At 63.7% G+C, this 16490-nt stretch carries 13 protein-coding genes, 1 tRNA gene and 1 pseudogene; 5 read left to right on the top strand and 10 right to left on the bottom strand.

All coding sequences use genetic code 11. The features are described from left to right. Positions 1-64: 64 nt before the first annotated feature. The 4 genes from ML401_RS31995 to ML401_RS31980 all read right to left on the bottom strand — a co-directional run bounded on the left by ML401_RS31995 (position 65) and on the right by ML401_RS31980 (position 3654). Positions 65-934, bottom strand: coding sequence for an MBL fold metallo-hydrolase (locus tag ML401_RS31995; protein WP_285808038.1), 870 nt, complete (start codon positions 932-934; stop codon positions 65-67). Positions 935-948: 14 nt separating this feature from the next. After that, positions 949-1560, bottom strand: a complete 612-nt coding sequence (locus ML401_RS31990) for a glutathione S-transferase family protein (protein ID WP_194404562.1) — start codon at positions 1558-1560, stop codon at positions 949-951. A gap of 156 nt (positions 1561-1716) precedes the next feature. Further along, positions 1717-2559, bottom strand: coding sequence for a fumarylacetoacetate hydrolase family protein (locus tag ML401_RS31985; protein ID WP_194404561.1), 843 nt, complete (start codon positions 2557-2559; stop codon positions 1717-1719). Between the two features lie 246 nt (positions 2560-2805). After that, positions 2806-3654, bottom strand: coding sequence for an MBL fold metallo-hydrolase (locus ML401_RS31980; RefSeq protein ID WP_285808035.1), 849 nt, complete (start codon positions 3652-3654; stop codon positions 2806-2808). Positions 3655-3768: 114 nt separating this feature from the next. Here ML401_RS31980 and ML401_RS31975 point away from each other — a divergent pair, with 114 nt between their 5' ends. Further along, positions 3769-4245, top strand: coding sequence for a DUF3775 domain-containing protein (locus ML401_RS31975; protein WP_194404559.1), 477 nt, complete (start codon positions 3769-3771; stop codon positions 4243-4245). A gap of 144 nt (positions 4246-4389) precedes the next feature. Here ML401_RS31975 and ML401_RS31970 read toward each other — a convergent pair whose 3' ends face one another. After that, the gene (locus ML401_RS31970; protein ID WP_212067817.1) at positions 4390-5172 is read right to left on the bottom strand and encodes an SDR family oxidoreductase; all 783 of its coding nucleotides are present in this window, start codon (positions 5170-5172) and stop codon (positions 4390-4392) included. Positions 5173-5297: 125 nt separating this feature from the next. Then, the gene (locus ML401_RS31965; protein ID WP_194404557.1) at positions 5298-5810 is read right to left on the bottom strand and encodes a CvpA family protein; all 513 of its coding nucleotides are present in this window, start codon (positions 5808-5810) and stop codon (positions 5298-5300) included. Between the two features lie 130 nt (positions 5811-5940). On the opposite strand from ML401_RS31965, the gene ML401_RS31960 reads away from it, so the two are divergent. Then, positions 5941-6702, top strand: a complete 762-nt coding sequence (locus ML401_RS31960) for an SDR family oxidoreductase (protein WP_285808032.1) — start codon at positions 5941-5943, stop codon at positions 6700-6702. Positions 6703-6932: 230 nt separating this feature from the next. Here ML401_RS31960 and ML401_RS31955 read toward each other — a convergent pair whose 3' ends face one another. Both ML401_RS31955 and ML401_RS31950 read right to left on the bottom strand, forming a co-directional pair. Next, the gene (locus ML401_RS31955) at positions 6933-8531 is read right to left on the bottom strand and encodes a GMC family oxidoreductase (protein WP_285808030.1); all 1599 of its coding nucleotides are present in this window, start codon (positions 8529-8531) and stop codon (positions 6933-6935) included. Between the two features lie 161 nt (positions 8532-8692). Beyond that, complete coding sequence (locus ML401_RS31950; RefSeq protein WP_376717398.1) at positions 8693-10069, bottom strand: coniferyl aldehyde dehydrogenase; 1377 nt, start codon at positions 10067-10069, stop codon at positions 8693-8695. A gap of 370 nt (positions 10070-10439) precedes the next feature. On the opposite strand from ML401_RS31950, the gene ML401_RS31945 reads away from it, so the two are divergent. Together ML401_RS31945 and ML401_RS31940 are read left to right on the top strand one after the other, a co-directional pair. Continuing rightward, positions 10440-10516, top strand: a tRNA-Met gene (locus ML401_RS31945). A gap of 264 nt (positions 10517-10780) precedes the next feature. After that, positions 10781-11677: an alpha/beta fold hydrolase gene (locus tag ML401_RS31940; RefSeq protein ID WP_285808028.1), complete on the top strand. Its 897-nt coding sequence runs from the start codon at positions 10781-10783 to the stop codon at positions 11675-11677. Positions 11678-11846: 169 nt separating this feature from the next. On the opposite strand, the pseudogene ML401_RS31935 reads toward ML401_RS31940, so the two are convergent. Next, a pseudogene (locus ML401_RS31935) lies at positions 11847-12427 on the bottom strand (MATE family efflux transporter); the annotation flags it as partial. Between the two features lie 30 nt (positions 12428-12457). Then, positions 12458-12952, bottom strand: coding sequence for a hypothetical protein (locus ML401_RS31930; protein WP_211415797.1), 495 nt, complete (start codon positions 12950-12952; stop codon positions 12458-12460). A 278-nt stretch (positions 12953-13230) separates the two neighbouring features. Between ML401_RS31930 and ML401_RS31925 the strand changes: the two genes are divergently transcribed. Further along, the gene (locus ML401_RS31925) at positions 13231-16287 is read left to right on the top strand and encodes an AAA family ATPase (RefSeq protein ID WP_285808027.1); all 3057 of its coding nucleotides are present in this window, start codon (positions 13231-13233) and stop codon (positions 16285-16287) included. Positions 16288-16490: the final 203 nt, after the last annotated feature.

The raw sequence follows: 16490 nt of genomic DNA, 5'->3' as shown, positions 1-16490 counted from the left end.
CCGTTTCCGAGGAGGCAGAAGTGGTGGGTTACGCCTTCGGCTAACCCACCCTACTGCATCGTCGCTACACTGCCGCGCACACGAACGCGTTGCCCTTGCGCCGGATCTTCCCGACCGACGGCGAGGGGAAATGCGCCGTGCAGCACAGCGTATCCGTGTCGCAATAGCGTTCCAGGAAGCTCCGTCGCGTCTTCGCGGCGGCCGCGGGATCGACGTCGAACTTGATCGACAGCTCCGGATAGAGCGTCTGCAGCGGCGAGTGCATGAGGTCGCCGGAGAACACGGCGTCGTCCTTGCGGCGGCCCATGGTGATGGCGATATGGCCGGGCGTGTGGCCGGGTGTCGGCAGGATGCGGACATGGTCGCCGATCTCATGATCGTTGCCGACGAGTTCGTGACGTTTCGCCTCGACCACCGGCAGCACGCTGTCGGCGAAGGGCGGAATCTCCGTCTTCGCGTTCTGAGCGGACCAATGCTCGAATTCCTGCCGGGAAAAGACGTAGCGCGCCTTCGGGAACGTTGGGACCCAGCGGCCGTCCTCGAGCCGCGTATTCCAGCCGACGTGATCGACATGCAGATGCGTGCACATCACGAAGTCGATGTCATCGACCGAGAAGCCGGCGGCATCCAGAGCACGCAAATACGTGTCGTCAGTCTTCATGTTCCATTTGGGGCGATTGGGCCGCGGCTTGTCGTTGCCGATGCAGCTGTCGACCAGAATGGTGTGATGCGGCGTCTTGACCACGTAAGACTGGAAGCACAGCAGCAGCACGTCCTGCTCGTCCAGCGCCTTCGCCTCGCGCATCCACGCCCGGTTCTCGGCCAGCACGTCCGGCGTCAGTCCCGGCAGCATCTCCAGTGCCGGGACGAACGAGGTTTCCTGCTCGATGATGCGATGGATGGTGAGATCGCCGACCGAGAACTTCAGGCTCATGAGAACTCCAGTAATTATGCGGCCGGCGGCACCGAGATCTTCACGGAGGGCCGCTCCAGCATCTTCTGGTGGAAGGCGTCGAGTTTCGGATAGGCCTTGCGCCAGCCGCAATCGGCGAAGCGGAAGTCGGCATAGCCGAGCACGCAGACGAGGCCGATCTGCGAGATGTCGAACGGGCCGTTCAGCACCTCAGGCATGTTCTCGAAGCGCGCCATGCCGGTCCAGGCCCTGTTCCAATGGTCGTCCGACCAGGCCTGCCATTGCAGGCCCTGCGGCCGCACCATCTTCTCGTAGCGGCACAGCAGCATGGAATCGAGCATGCCGTTGATCAGGGAGTGATTGGTCTTGGCCTTCCAGCGTCGCGGGCCGTAGTCCGGGATCAGGCTGCCGCCGGCCATCTCGTTGAGATATTCGACGATGACATAGGAGTCCAAAATGACGTCACCGTCATTGGTGATCAGCACCGGCAGCTTCTTCAGCGGCGTGATCTTCGAATAGTCCTCGTTGGCCGTGCCCGGCGCGACGGCCGCAGGCGTGAATTCGATCTTGTCGATCAGCCCGAGCTCGATCGCCGCGATGCGCACCTTGCGGGCGAAGGGCGAGGCGGGGGAGAAGGAGAGTTTCATGATGGACCAATCCCTGCAATCGATCTTGTACGAACGGTGTCTCCTCCGTCATGGCCGGGCTCGACCCGGCCATCCACGCGTCGCCGCGTGGCAAGACTGTGAGACGTGGATGCCCGGGTCGAGCCCGGGCATGACGACGGAGCGTGTAGGCGCAGCTTACGCCGCCACGATCTCCTGCCTCTGCTCGCCGAGGCCCTCGATGCCGAGCGTGATGACGTCGCCGACATTGAGGAAGGTCGGCGGCTTCATGCCGAGACCGACGCCGGGCGGGGTGCCCGTGGTGATGACGTCGCCGGGCAGCAGTGTCATGAACTGCGAGACGTAGGAAATGCACTTGGCCATGGAGAAGATCATGGTCTTGGTCGAGCCGGTCTGGCGGCGCTGGCCATTGACGTCGAGCCACATCGACAGGTTCTGCACGTCCTTGATCTCGTCCTTGGTCGCGAGCCAGGGTCCGAGCGGACCGAACGTGTCATGCGACTTGCCCTTGGTCCACTGTCCCAGGCGCTCGATCTGGAAGGCGCGCTCGGAGACGTCGTTGCAGACGCAGTAGCCGGCGACATGGTTCAGCGCGTCGGCTTCCGAGACGTATTTCGCACGGGTGCCGATGATCGCGGCGATCTCGACTTCCCAGTCGAGCTTGGTCGAGCCGCGCGGCTTCTCGACAGCGTCGTTCGGGCCGGACAGCGAGGTGTTGGCCTTCATGAAGATGATCGGCTCGCTCGGGATGTCGGCGCCGGTCTCCTTGGCGTGGTCGGAATAGTTGAGGCCGATCGCGACGAATTTCGAGATGCCGGTGACGGGGGCGCCGAACCGCGGCTTTCCGGAAACCGCGGGCAGCGAGGCAGGATCGAGGCCTGCCAGCTTCTTCAGGCTCTCCGGCGAATAGGCCTCGCCCGTGAGGTCCTTCAGATGCGCCGACAGGTCGCGCAACTGGCCGGATTTGTCGATCAGGCCGGGCTTTTCCGCACCCTTCTCGCCGTAACGAACAAGCTTCATTCTCGTTTCTCCCTGGAGATTGGACCGATCGGTTAATAGCTTCATGGAACAGGGCGGCGCGAAATTCAACCGCCGAAAAGGGGGCGCATTGCAGCCCCCCAATTCGGTGGGCAAGGGCGGTCTCGTGTCCCGGACGCGACGCAGCGCGAAGCGGTGCGGCGCAGAGCCGGGACCCAGAATGCCCCGAGCATGGCCCCTGCTTAGCAGCGCATCACTTCGTGCTGCGCAGCATCCGGGGCACGAGGCCTAATCCAGCGCCACGAACCTGAACGCGTCGCCGTCCCGCTTGATGTGCCCGGCCGAGAAATGCCCGCCGATCACCAGCGTCGGGGTGTCGGCGAAGCGGCCGAACAATTCGCGCCGTGTCGTGGCCGATTGCGCCTGGTCGGAATCCGCGGTCGAGGACCAGTCGAGATGCGCCATCTGGCAGGGGTGATGGGCGACGTCCCCCGTGAGCAGGCCTTGCTCGCCGTCGGACTGGATGAGAATGCTCATATGGCCGGGGCTGTGGCCCGGCGTCGGGATCATGCTGATCTCCTCGCAAAGCCGGTGGTCGCTCGGGATCAGATCGGCCCTGCCGGCAGCGACGATCGGCTGCACGGAATCCTCAAACACGGCCCGCTTGTCCGGCTCGGTGGAGTGGTCGTGCCAGTGCTCGTATTCGGTCTTGCCGAAGACATAGCGCGCGTTCGCAAAGGTCGGCACCCATTTGCCGTCGACCAGCTTCGTATTCCAGCCGACATGATCGACATGAAGATGCGTGCACAGCACCGTGTCGATGCTGTCGGGTGCAAAGCCCGCGGCCATCATCGTCGCCAGGAACGGCGTGGTGCGGTTGTTCCAGGTCGGAACATTGCGGCCTTGCTTGTCGTTGCCGAGGCCGGTGTCGACCACGATGCGGCGCGAAGGCGTCTCCAGAACCAGCGAATGGATCGACATTTTCAGCCGGCCCTCTTCGGTGGCGAAATGCGGGATCAGCCAGGGCAATTTCTGAATCTCTGCATGGTCCGCCAGCGGCAGGATGAAGCGGGTCGAGCCGACCGTCTCCAACTCCACCACTTTCGTGATTTTGACCCGACCGACCTTCCATTGCATCCGGCGTTTCCCATGTTCCTCGCGTTGGTGGCGAAACATGCGCCGTTTCCGCCATGATGCGCAATGGATCATCTGACGCGCTGCGGCGTTATCGCCGGAACCGGAGGAGGAGCCATGCCAGAGCTTGCGATTTCCGCTGATAAGGTCGCCTTCATCATCGAGAAGGCGCGCGAATTCGACGTCAAGGAGGGCGATTCCGATCCGGATTCCGGCTCGAACCCGAGCGATGACGATGCGCTCGATGTCCTCGAGGACGACGGCTCCGATCCTGTCGTCCAAGAGCTCGGAAGCTTCATGATCGCCTTGAACGAGGACGAGCAGGTCGATCTCGTCGCGCTGACCTGGCTCGGTCGGGGCGACGGCACGATCGATGAATGGGGCGATTTGCGCGCACGCGCGGCGGAGGCGCGAACCGAGTATCGCAGCCCGCGCCGCGAAACGGTGCACTATCTGCTCGGCGAGCCCATGCTGGGCGATCTGCTCGCCGACGGGCTCGACGCATTCGGCATCGACTGGACCGACGAGCGCACGACGGCGGATTCGTCCGGGCCGAGTCAGCAGGACGAGGATGAGCCGACCAAACAGCGTTGAGGGGCACCCGACGCCCCCACATCGTCATGGCCGGGCTTGACCCGGCCATCGACATCTTCCTACGCAGCGCAAAGAAAGTGGATGCCCGGGACAAGCCCGGGCATGACGATCTTTCGTGGATCGCGCCGTTTCAGGCGCGACGCCTCACAGCGTCCCCGGGAACGCGCCGCCGTCCAGCAGGATGTTCTGCCCGGTGATGAAGCCGGCCTTGGCGCCGCACAGGAACGCGCAGGCATAGCCGAACTCGTCGGGCTGGCCGAAGCGGCCGGCGGGGTTGAGCTTGGCGCGCTCGGCCAGGATCTGCTGCGGTGTGACGCCGCGCTTTTCGGCTTCGCCCTTCGCGGTGCTGGTGAGGCGATCGGTCTCGAACGGGCCGGGCAACAGGCCATTGATGGTGACGTTGTTGATCACGGTCTTGCGCGACAGGCCGGCGATGAAGCCGGTGAGGCCGGCGCGCGCACCGTTGGAGAGGCCGAGGATGTCGATCGGCGCCTTCACCGCGGCCGAGGTGATGTTGACGATGCGGCCGAACTTGCGCGCCATCATGCCGTCCACGGTCGCCTTGATCAGCTCGATCGGGGTCAGCATGTTGGCGTCGATCGCCTTGATCCAGTCGTCGCGGGTCCAGTTGCGGAAATCGCCCGGCGGCGGGCCGCCGGCATTGTTGATCAGGATGTCGGGCTCCGGGCATGCCTTCAGCACGGCTTCGCGGCCCGCCGGCGTCGTGATGTCGCCGACGATCTCGGTGACCTTCACGTCAGGATAGGCTTTCCGGATCTCGTCCGCGGTCTTCTTCAAAGCTTCGGCGCCGCGCGCGGTCAGCGTGACGTCGACGCCGGCTTCCGCCAGCGAAATGGCGCAGGCGCGGCCGAGGCCCTTGCTGGATGCGCAGACGATGGCGCGGCGACCTTTGATCCCAAGATCCACTGTTTCACTCCCGTAAATGTCAGGCAGGTTTTGGATGGCGGCACTCTAGCCAATCGCCGCGCCGCTGATAAGGGACGGGCTCGCACCAAAATGCATGCGCCGGGGGCCAGCGATGCAAATGCGTTCTAGATCCGCCGCTCCTGCTTGAGGCGGTCGATCGCGGAGGCCGCTTCCGGCGGCAGCGACTTGAAGCCCATCTGCCCCGCCATGGAGAACAGCGGCCGCAGATGGGAGCCGGCGAGAAACGGCGGCTGGCGATTGGCCGGCACGATCTGGTCGAACACCAGCACCAGCGTGGTGGCGACGAGGCCGACCCTGATGGCGCCGAGCGCGGCGCCGCCGAGCCGGTCGCCGATGCCGGCCTCGCCGATGGTATCGTTCAGCGTGATGTGGCCGATATGCCCGAACAGCATGCCGACCACGACGAAGATGCCGAAGAACCAGATCCAGTTCTGCAGCAGCGGTGAATTCGGGTTGCCTGCAATCTGCGGCGCAATCAGCGGCATCAGCGCGACCGCAATCGGCGCGGCGAGGAGATAGGCGAGGATGGTCATGGCGCTGCGCAGCAGGCCGGTCCTGAAGCCGAAGCCGACCGCGATGGCGAGGGCGGCATAGACGGCGAGATCGAAACTGTTCATGAGCACAACCCTGCCTTGACGGAGCAAGTGAACGCAAGTCCGATCATTCCGGTTTCAGATCGATAAAATCGTCTGTATTGATGGCTCCAAAATCCGGGGCTACGCGCGGGAATCGTTCGAGGAAATCGTCATGTCAGGCCTATTCGACGTCAGTCAAGAAACCATCCTCGTCACTGGCGCGAGCCAGGGGCTCGGCCGGCAATTCGCCCGCGTTCTGGCGGCACATGGCGCGGCCGTGGTGCTCGCGGCGCGGCAGACGGACAAGCTGAAGAGCCTGGAAGAGGAAATCCGCGGCAAAGGCGGCCGCGCCGCGGCGGTCGCGCTCGACGTTACCGACACCGCCTCGATCGCCGGGGCCGTGGATGCCGCGGAAGCGGCGCTCGGTCCGGTCACGGTGCTGATCAACAATGCCGGCATCGCGATCGAGAAGCTCGCGACCGAGCAGACCGAGGCCGATTGGGACGCCGTGATCGGCGCCAATCTGAAGGGCGCTTATTTCCTGGCGACCGAAATCGCGCGGCGCATGATCGCGCGCAAGCAGCAAGGCAACATCGTCAACATCGCCTCGGTGCTCGGGACCGGCGTGTTGAAGGCGGTGTCGCCCTACGCGATTTCCAAGGCCGGAATCATCCAGGCGACGAAGGCGATGGCGCTGGAGCTCGCGGGCCAGAACATCCGCATCAATGCGCTCGCACCCGGCTATATCGACACCGAGATGAACCACGCCTTCTGGTCGACGCCGGCAGGCGAGCGTCTCGCCAAGCGCATCCCCCAGCGCCGCGTCGGCGCCGAGTCCGACCTCGACGGCGCCATCCTGCTGCTGGCATCACAGGCGTCGCGTTACATGACGGGGAGTGTGGTGACCGTGGACGGCGGGTTCTTGTTGAATTGATTTTCTCCGTCCTCCGAACAGGCGATTTTCACTCCGCTGTCGTCCCGGACAAGCGCGCCTCAAGCGCGCGCAGATCCAGGACCCATGGCCACAGAGAGTAGTTTGGCGAGGACTTCGGAGTGACCACCTCGCGCCGCAACTTTTCCCTGTGGTTATGGATCCCCGCGTTCGCGGGGACGACAGCGGTTGACGAGGTGGGAGCTTCGCACTTCACAAGGCGGCACCATCGCTCAACTCGCCCGCATCTCTCCCCGGATCATATCCGCCGCCTTCTCCCCGATCATGATGGTCGGCGCATTGGTGTTGCCGCCGATCAGCGTCGGCATGATCGAGGCGTCGACGATGCGCAATCGCTCGACGCCGTGCACCTTCAGCGCCGGATCGACCACCGCCATCGCGTCCGTCCCCATCCTGCAGGTGCCGACGGGATGATAGACGGTGTCGACGCGCTCGCGCAGGATGGCGCGGATGTCGTCGTCGGTTCGCACGCCGGACGTGAACATGTCCTTCTTCTGCAACGCGCGCAGCGCCGGCGTCTCCATCAGCCGCCGCGTGGTCTTGAAGCCTGCGACCATCGCCTCGAGATCCTCTGCCTCGCCGAGGAAATTCGGGTCGATCATGGGAGCCGCGAGCGGATCGGCGCTTTTCAGCCATACGCTGCCGCGGCTCTTGGGCCTGAGCAGGCAGACATGGCATGAGAAACCCGCCTCCTTGTGCTTCTTGCGGCCGTGGTCGTCCAGCATCGCGATGACGAAGTGCAACTGGATGTCGGGTACGTCGAGGTCAGGCCGGGTCTTCAGAAAGCCGCCGCACTCGGCGAAATTGGTGGTCATCAGGCCGCGCCGTTCGCGGCGGTATTGCTGGATGGCGCGAAGCAGGGACGGCAACCGGCCGAGCGAGGCGTGGACGAAGTGCGGATAGTCGGAGGCATAGACGAACACGAAATCCGGATGGTCCTGCAGATTGCGCCCGACGCCCGGCAGATGATGCATGACGCCAATGCCGTGCGTACGGAGCGCGTCGCCATCGCCGATACCCGAGAGCATCAGCAATTGCGGTGACTGGAAGGCGCCGGAGGCGAGGATCACCTCGCGGCGGGCGCGCAGCTGCTTTGTCTGCTTGCCCTGCATATATTCGATGCCGACTGCGCGGCTGCCTTCGAACAGGATCTTCGTGGCGTGCGCGCCGGTCTCGACACGCAGATTCGCGCGCTTGCCCATATGGGGATCGAGATAAGCGCGCGCCGCGCTCCAGCGTTCGCCATTGTGTTGCGTCGCCTGGTAACTGCCCAGCCCTTCATGGTCCTCGCCATTGAAGTCCTCGCGAATGCGAAACTGCGCCTCGCGCGCGGCCTGATGAAACACGTCATGGATTGGATTGTCCGTGCGCAGCCGGTTGACATGCAGCGGGCCGCCCTTGCCGTGATATTCGCCGTCGAAATCGGCATTGTTCTCCGAGCGCTTGAAATAGGGCAGCACGTCCGCATACGACCAGCCTTCATTGCCAAGCGAGGCCCAGTGGTCGTAGTCCCATTTGTGACCGCGGATATAGACCATGGCGTTGATCGCCGAGGAGCCGCCGAGGCCCTTGCCGCGCGGTTGATAGCCGATACGGCCGTTCAATCCCTTCTGCGGCACGGTATCGAAAGCCCAGTTGGCCGTCTTGTAGGGCAGGGCCAGCCCGAATGGCGTGGTGATCCGCCAGCTATCGTTGCGTCCGCCGGCATCGAGCAGCGCGACGGATGTCCCCGCATCCTCCGACAGCCGCCCCGCCACGGTTGAGCCGCCCGAGCCCGCGCCCACGACGACGAAATCGAATGTATCGGTCAATGTTGTTTCCCCCCATTGTCGTCATTCCGGGCGATGCGGAGCATCGAACCCGGAATCCATTTGGCCGCATTGTGATTGTCAGATGGATTCTCAGGTGCGCAATTGCGCACCAAAGCTTGCCTCTTCGAGGCGCCCCGGAACGACACCATTTGCGTCGCGCCCTACGACATGAACCGCATCAGCTTCTCCAGCCGCGCGATCTTGCCGCCATAGGGCGGATAGAGGTCGGCGAGGCGGTTGAACTTGGAGCGATAGAACACCGGCTTCAGCTTGCTGAAGGTGCGGAAGCCCCACTCGCCGTGATACGCGCCGGTGCCGGATGCGCCGACGCCGCCCATCGGCTGGTTGATTTGCGTGAAGTGAAACAGGCAGTCGTTGATGGTGACGCCGCCGGAGACGGTGCGCGTCAGCACCTCGTCGCGCGCGGCACCGTCCTTGCCGAACCAGTACAGCGCGAGCGGCCGGTCGCGACGGTTGACGAAGGCGATGGCATCGGCCGGATCGCGATAGGCCAAAACGGGGAGCACCGGGCCAAAAATCTCCTCCTGCATCGCCGCCATCGCTTCGCTTGCATTGACGATCAGCGTCGGCGGGAATTTGCGGTGTGCCTTCCAGTTCGGATCGTCGGCCCTTGCCGGCTGCAGGATCTTGGCACCGCGCTGCGCCGCATCCGCGACCAGGCCTTCGAGCCGCGCATAATGCCGGTCCGAGATGATCGAAGTGTAGTCCTTGTTGGAGGGATCGGTGCCGAACATCCGCCGCATCTGCGCGCGCACCTTCTCGGCAAAAGCCTGCAAGGATGGCTCCGGCACCAGCACATAGTCCGGTGCGATGCAGGTCTGTCCGGCATTGAGCAGCTTGCCGTAGGCGATGCGCTCGGCCGCTTCATCGAGGTCGGCCGAGGCGTCGATGATCGCAGGCGACTTGCCGCCGAGCTCGAGCGTAACAGGCGTCAAGTTGCGCCCCGCGGCCTCCGCGACCAGCCGCCCGACCCGGGTCGAGCCGGTGAACACGAGGTGATCGAACGGCAGGCGCGCAAAGGCCTCCGCGATCCCGCCCTCGATGCCGGTGACGAGCAACTCGGTCGCATCGAACCTCGTGGCGATCGTCTCCTTCAGCAGGGCTGCGAAATGCGGCGTCAGCTCGCTCGGTTTGATGAGGACGCGGTTGCCGGCGGCAAGCGCGCCGATCGCGGGCGCGAGCGTGAGCTGCAGCGGATAATTCCACGGCGCGATGATGCCGACGACGCCGAGCGGCTGCGGCATCAGCCGGTTGCGGGCGGGGAGGAATTGCAGCGCGGTCGCGACCCGCTGCGGCGCCATCCAGCTCTTCAGGTGCTTTGTGGCATGCCGGATCTCGGAGAACAGCAGCATGGTCTCGGCGATGGTGGTCTCGACGGCCGAGCGGTGGCCGAAATCGGCCGAGATCGCCTGCCGGAACCGCTCCTCATTGTCGGCGACCAGGCTGCGCAGCCGCGCCAGCCGGTCGAGCCGCTCGGCAAGCCCGGGTGCCGGCTCATCCCGCGACCGCGCGACCATGGCGTGGAAGGCCTCCTCCAGCGCTCCGGCCGGGGCGCTCGTCAGGGATTTGTCCACGGCGTTCCTCCCTCGAGGGCGCGTTCGGCCCTCATCTTGTTGCCGCAAGCTGGCTCTTTGTGGAACTTCTGGCAAGAGCGTGGGGAATACAGCGGAAATCGGTCGCTTGCCCTGTCATAAAGTCGAAAAAAACGTTCCCGCAGCCCTTTCCAAAGCCAGCCCGCCTTGATACATACGCCCCGCACCCGACGGGCTTTTGCCCCGGGGTTGCCTTCCAAGGAAGCCTTTGGGACGGACGAGACAAGCCACGCGAACAGCGCCGGCCTCAACCGATCGTCCCCAGGATTTAACCGAAGGCAAAGCAAGTGTTTAACGCGGGGTGGAGCAGCCCGGTAGCTCGTCAGGCTCATAACCTGAAGGTCATAGGTTCAAATCCTATCCCCGCAACCAAATTCGGAATGACCGGTTCCGATACGAAAATGGCCCGCTTGACGCGGGCCATTTTTGTTTGGGTCATACGCCGCAGCGCCGCACCCGATTTTGCACGGAGCATGAGAGGCCAGCGGTCCACCGGCGTCGATGCCGCGTCGGCGTGCGTCGTCCGAGCAGCATGGCATGAGCGAGGGAACGTAATATCGATCCTCGTGTCATCATTGTTGCCGGATTCGTCCGGCGTTCGCTTTCCGGCTGTCATCGTTCGGAAGGGCCGCTCCCATGAACTTCGAGTATTTCGAGGCCGCCGATGTGCAGGCGGAGGAAGCGCGGATTTTCATACGCCGGGCCGGCTCGGGTCCGGCGCTTCTCCTGCTGCACGGATTTCCCCAGACCCACCTGATGTGGCGGGACGTTGCGCCGTTGCTCGCGCAGGACTTCACCGTGGTCTGCGCCGATCTTCGCGGATATGGGCGCAGCACCTGTCCGCCCTCCAGTTCGGATCACGCGCCATATTCGAAACGTGCAATGGCCAAGGACATGGCGTCCGTCATGACGCGGCTTGGCTTCGACCGCTTCTCGGTTGCGGGCCATGATCGCGGTGGCCGTGTGGCCTATCGGTTGGCGCTCGACCATGGCGAACGCGTCGAGCGTCCCGCCGTCCTCGACGTCGTTCCGATCGCCGATGCCTGGGAGCGCGCCGACAAGAAGCTGGCGGTCGGCTATTGGCCCTGGTCATTGCTCGCGCAGCCTGAACCTCTGCCGGAACGACTCCTGTCCGCAGCGCCCGATGCCGTCGTCGACAATGCGCTCCATGGCTGGGGATCGACGGCAGACAGTTTCAGCCCGGCCGTCCGCACAGCCTATGTCGAGGCGTTGCGCGATGAGGCGCATGTTCATGCGATCTGCGAGGAATATCGCGCGGCGGCGACCATCGATCACGAGCACGATCTGGCGGATCGCAATTCCGGCCGGCGGATTAATTGCCCCGTCATGGTGCTTTGGAGCGGCCGCGGCCCGTTGAATTCCTGGTATGCGAGCGAGGGAGGCCCCTTAGGCGTATGGCGGGCCTGGGCCGACGACGTGCGAGGCAAGCCGCTCGACGGAGGGCACTTCTTCCCCGAGGAGCTTCCGCAGCAGACCGCGAACGAATTGCACCGGTTTTTCGGCAGGCAATAGGCACCACACAACAAAAGCGCGGGCCGACAAAGCATCGGCCCGCGCCCATCAGAACGTGACGTCGCGAAGACGCAGCTTATGTCTCGGAGTGCTCCTGCCGCGCCTCGGCCGAGGCATCCGCCTTCCGCGATTTGGTCGTGTAAGGGCAGACCATGGTGAGGTTGAGCAGCCCCAGGCCGAGGCCAAGCGTGCGACCGAGGATAATCTGACAGATGGCCGAATTGACGATCATCAGCGACGGCAATTTCATGTGGCCGGTGCCGCGCAGGATGCTCGCCAAGATGTTCACGAGCCAGATCAGCACCGCACCGCCGAAATAGATATGGCTGTAAGCGATGGCCTGGGCCAGCACGTTGCCGCGACCGCCCAGCAATTCCAGCAGCCGCGGGCCTCCGGCCAGCATGCCGAGCATGAAGACCAGGCCGAAAGACGGCGATCAGAAGCGCGTGGGTGGCGAGGCTCTCAGCACGGTCGCGGTCACCCGCACCGAGCGCACGGGCGATCGCCGATGACACTCCGCCGCCGATTGGCCGCGCCGGACATGCTCATGGCCAACATGACGCAAGGAAACACCAGCGCCATGGCGGCCAGCGCCTCCACGCCGAGCCGGCCGATGTAGGAGGTTTCGGCGATTGCGACCAGCGTCCCGGCCGAGAACGCGATGGCATTCGGCCAGGCCAGCGAGAGCAGTGTAGGCAGGATCGGTCCGTCGAGCAGCGGATTCGCGGCTGATTGCGCAGGCGGCGGCAACGGACCTTTCCTTTCCTGGCTGACGAGCGTTCAATCCCTGTAGGGGCAGACCATCGTCAGATAGAGCAGCGTCGGCGCCTTGTCATCGCCGTTGGCATATTCCCATTTCAGCCGGATCTCGTGCCTGTTCGCGTAGGCGTCGCTGGCCGCATGGGTGATGATATTGGTCTTCATCGGGATCGGCGGCTCGGAATTGAAGCACTTCCGGACGCTGGCATCGAGCAGATCGCAGCGGGTTAGCGGAATGACGCCGGGCTCGTCGTTGGAAAGCGGCGTACAGTTCGGCTGGGTGCTGAGATCGACGCGAGCCCGGCCCTTCTCCTTGTGCCAATAGGCTGCGCTCCCGTCCGGCCATCTGTCGGCAGGCGTCAGGATCAGATGGTACTGGCCATACTCCACGGTCGGCAGATAAATGTCCGGCGACGCCTTCAGGACGTCCACGCTTCTCTGCATGTTTTCCAGGGGGAAATAATTGTCGTTCATCAAATCTTTGAATGACGCGCCGGTGTAAGTTCTCGAGCCCATCGCCTTTATCCTCAATATTTCCTTGGCTATGCCAAAATACATACAACTCCGGCGACGCTGATCTATCTGGCCGACCACGCCGTCGAAAATGTGCCCCATCTTTGTTGGGATGACCCACGCTACCACTCAGGACTGTGTTTCGTCCAGATTGCCAACTGCACCGTGCCCGCGGAAGGAGGAGCGAGTCCGATTGCTAAGCGGTTCTTGATAGGTATTGTTGTCGGAAGTTGCCGGTGGATTCTGGTCGACAGAAGGGCCGCGACCTTTGAGGCGCAGGAATGCATTGCTTCGCATGTCAGTCGGCGATTGATCCGGACGATAGCTGGTGCTCCAAGTGCGGAGCCGCAGTGCGTAAGCAGGCCGATCCGGATAGCGAACGTCGTTTTGTGACGATCCTGCGAGCCGACGTCGTCGACTCCACGGGTCTTGTTGCCGAATTAGAACCGGAGGCGGCCGTTTCGCGCCTTGAGCCGGCGCTGGCGGCAATGAGGGCCGCGGTACGTCAGTTTGGCGGTATTGTTAGCAAGGAGTTGGGGGACGGATTGGCGGCGGTCTTTGGCGCCCCGATCGCGGACGACAACCACGCACCCTTGGCCTGCCACGCGGCGATCGAGTTGGTCCGGCGTGTAGGCAGCCTTGGCGATCCCGGACTTCAAGTCCGGGTCGGCCTCCACTCGGGTCATGTGGTGGCCTACATGGTCTCCAGCGAGTTTTCCAAGGTCTACGAGATTGGTGGCGCAGCTCAGCATCTCGCCGCGCGGCTGGAGTCGGCGGCAGAGGCAAACCAGATCTATGTGTCCGAAGCCTGCCAAAAGCTAGCAGACGGGCACGTTCGCTTTGACTTTCTCGGCCGCAAGAGCTTGCGTGGCTTCAGCGAAGCTCTGTCTGTGTATCGCATTGTTGGAGCGAGCGATCTTTCGAGCTGGCGGGTGCGGCGTGCGCGCAGCATGTCCCGGTTTGTTGATCGCACAACTGAGCGGGCTCTGCTGTGGCGTGCCGCGGAAAGGGTTGCCGCTACCCGGCAGACTGTCCTGCTGATGGGTGATGCCGGCATCGGAAAATCGCGGCTTGCACACGAATTCGTGCAGGACCTTCGGACCAATGGCTGGTTGCTACTGGACGCCGAATGCAGCCCTAATCTTCAGGGGGCGCCGTTCAGTACGCTGAAACGCCTGGTGCTTTCTACCTTGGAGGCCGTCGCAAAAGACCCGGATCGCCTAGGAGATCCCCGAGCGGATTTGTCGACGGTTCATCGGCTTGCAATCGATGCGGTGTTGGACTTACCCATTTCCGATCCGCGTTGGAGCGAATTGGAGCCATACGCGCGCGGTCGTGCGATCTCCGAGGCAAGCTGCGCGATCGTGGAAAGCGTGGCGCGACGCAAGACTGCCGTTCTTCTCATCGAGGACCTGCACTGGGTCGATCGAGCCAGCGACAACGTTATTGCTGCCATTGCGTCGCTCCAGGCGCCCAATCTCTTCGTGTTTCTCACGAGTCGTGCGAACGGAATGCCGGAATGGATCGCGCGTTGTCACTCTGAGGTGATCGCGATGCGCCCATTGGACGATGATTCGGGTTTGGCGATGCTGGCGGATATGCTTGGCGCATCCGCGACAAACGCCGACTTGAAGAATCGGATCATTTCTCACACGGCCAATGTCCCACTATTCCTCGAGGAGGTCTGCCGGGGCCTGAAAGATAACGGTACGCTGCGCGGCCAGTGGGGAGACCTGGCTCTCGTTCGTCCCATCGAAGAACTGGGTATCCCCGCGAGCATCCAAGGCGTGATTGCGGCGCGGCTGGATCGTGTGTCGAGACAGGAGCGCCTCGTCTTGCAGGTGGCCGCCGCGTTGGGGCCGCGGTCGAAAGAAGCGGTCGTACAGAAGGTTTCGGAGTTACCTGGAAATGCATTCGAGGATTGCCTCGCGGCGCTCGACCGCGCTGAGCTTCTCGTCCGGATCGATAGCGACCTCGAGTACTCGCTTGAGTTTCGGCATGAAATGGTTCGCCAAGTAACCTATGAATCGATGGTCGCAAAGGTGCGGGAGAGCGTCCATGCGCGCATTCTCGCTGCTTTCGAAAGCGACGAAACATTGAGAGATGATCCCGACGCACTCTGTTATCACTCGGTGCGTGCCAAAGACTGGCCGAAGGCGTTCAGCTACGGGAGAAGCGCCGCACAAAAGTGTCTCTTGCGCTCCGCATATGCCGATGCAGTCGATTATTTCCAGACGGCGATGAGTTCGCTGGACAAGACTCCGCTGACGCGTCCGCGAGAGACAAATGCCATCGATCTCCGCATGGAAGCGCGCATGGCGTTTATCTGGTCCGGTCGGATCGCCGAATGGGTCGATCTGGGAAAGGAAGCCGAGTGCAGGGCCAGCGAGATCGACGACGTTGGCAGGAAGGTTGCCGCCATGACCGTCATGGCCGGCGGGCAAAACTTCTACGGAACACCCACCGAGGCCGTTGCGCTCGGTGAGGAGGTTGTCGGTCTTGCCGAGGAGACAGCTAATCCGGGGTGGCGCAACCTTGCACTATACAATCTTGGCCAAGCGTATTTTCTCGCGGGGCGTTATCGCGAGGCGGAGCAGACATTCGCGCGGGCCCGTGTTCATCTCATGGGAATGGAAGAGGCTGCGCCTTTCGCCACGCCCCCGAAATACACACTCCTCCTCTGCTGCATGATGAAGAGCTTCACCCATACCGTCATGGGGCAGCTCGCCGCCGCCGAGCAGCTCCAGCAACAGGCGGCCGCGATCGCCGAGGAGACCGCACGCCCGTACGATCGCGTCGCCGCCGCCTATAGCGGCGGCTGGCTCATGCTCGGCCGGGGCGACCCGGCGGCGGCTGCCGCCATTCTCGAAGACGGTTTCGTCCTGGCGCAGAAGCACGGCATCCGGCTGTTCGTGCCGGTGCTCGCCTGCCACCTCGGCATGGCCTATCTCGAGCAGGGGCTGTTCGACCGGGCGCGCAGCATGCTGACCGAGGCGCGCGAGGAGGCCAAGGCGGTCGGCTATACCTCGGCGGTGCTGCGCAGCTCGATCTATCTTGCGCTCGCGACCTGCCGCCTCGGCGACGTCCAGGCGGCGCAGAACATGCTGCGCGAGGCGCGCAACACCGCGCGCCAGCAGGGGTTTTCGGGCCTCGAGGCCGAGGCCCTGTTCGGCGAAGCCGTCGTGACGCCCGTGACCTCCGAGGACAACAGGGCGGCCATCCTCGCGTCCTTGCGCGGGACGATCGCGATCGCGTCCGAAAGCGGCGCCCAGCCGCTGCAGCGCAAGGCCGAGGCGATGCTGACCGGGATGCTGGCGCGCGGCGGCGAGTTGATCTGAAGCTGCTCCCGGCCAAGTCCGCACAGGGCCGCCCCGGATCGGCCTTTGGCTTAAAATGCCGGATAAATCTCGCAGGTAGCACAATGAGTTAGCTACTGTGCATGGGGTTGTTTTTCGACATTTTGATCAGGTGCCGTGTCGGCGGCGGCGCTGAGGGACGGCCCGCAGAGCCCTTGCACCGAGGCCAAGCTGGGCTACCGTCG

This window comes from Bradyrhizobium sp. 62B, from assembly GCF_030272265.2.
Taxonomy (GTDB): domain Bacteria; phylum Pseudomonadota; class Alphaproteobacteria; order Rhizobiales; family Xanthobacteraceae; genus Bradyrhizobium.
The sequence above is the reverse complement of the archived record's forward strand: the minus strand, read 5'-3'. Positions and strand labels throughout refer to the sequence as shown.

Excerpts from the sequence above, each read along its gene's own strand:
- ML401_RS31995 (WP_285808038.1), bottom strand. The coding sequence starts at position 934 with ATGAGCCTGAAGTTCTCGGTCGGCGATCTCACCATCCATCGCATCATC.
- ML401_RS31990 (WP_194404562.1), bottom strand. The coding sequence starts at position 1,560 with ATGAAACTCTCCTTCTCCCCCGCCTCGCCCTTCGCCCGCAAGGTGCGC.
- ML401_RS31985 (WP_194404561.1), bottom strand. The coding sequence starts at position 2,559 with ATGAAGCTTGTTCGTTACGGCGAGAAGGGTGCGGAAAAGCCCGGCCTG.
- ML401_RS31980 (WP_285808035.1), bottom strand. The coding sequence starts at position 3,654 with ATGCAATGGAAGGTCGGTCGGGTCAAAATCACGAAAGTGGTGGAGTTG.
- ML401_RS31975 (WP_194404559.1), top strand. The coding sequence starts at position 3,769 with ATGCCAGAGCTTGCGATTTCCGCTGATAAGGTCGCCTTCATCATCGAG.
- ML401_RS31965 (WP_194404557.1), bottom strand. The coding sequence starts at position 5,810 with ATGAACAGTTTCGATCTCGCCGTCTATGCCGCCCTCGCCATCGCGGTC.
- ML401_RS31960 (WP_285808032.1), top strand. The coding sequence starts at position 5,941 with ATGTCAGGCCTATTCGACGTCAGTCAAGAAACCATCCTCGTCACTGGC.
- ML401_RS31950 (WP_376717398.1), bottom strand. The coding sequence starts at position 10,069 with ATGGTCGCGCGGTCGCGGGATGAGCCGGCACCCGGGCTTGCCGAGCGG.
- ML401_RS31940 (WP_285808028.1), top strand. The coding sequence starts at position 10,781 with ATGAACTTCGAGTATTTCGAGGCCGCCGATGTGCAGGCGGAGGAAGCG.
- ML401_RS31930 (WP_211415797.1), bottom strand. The coding sequence starts at position 12,952 with ATGGGCTCGAGAACTTACACCGGCGCGTCATTCAAAGATTTGATGAAC.
- ML401_RS31925 (WP_285808027.1), top strand. The coding sequence starts at position 13,231 with ATGCATTGCTTCGCATGTCAGTCGGCGATTGATCCGGACGATAGCTGG.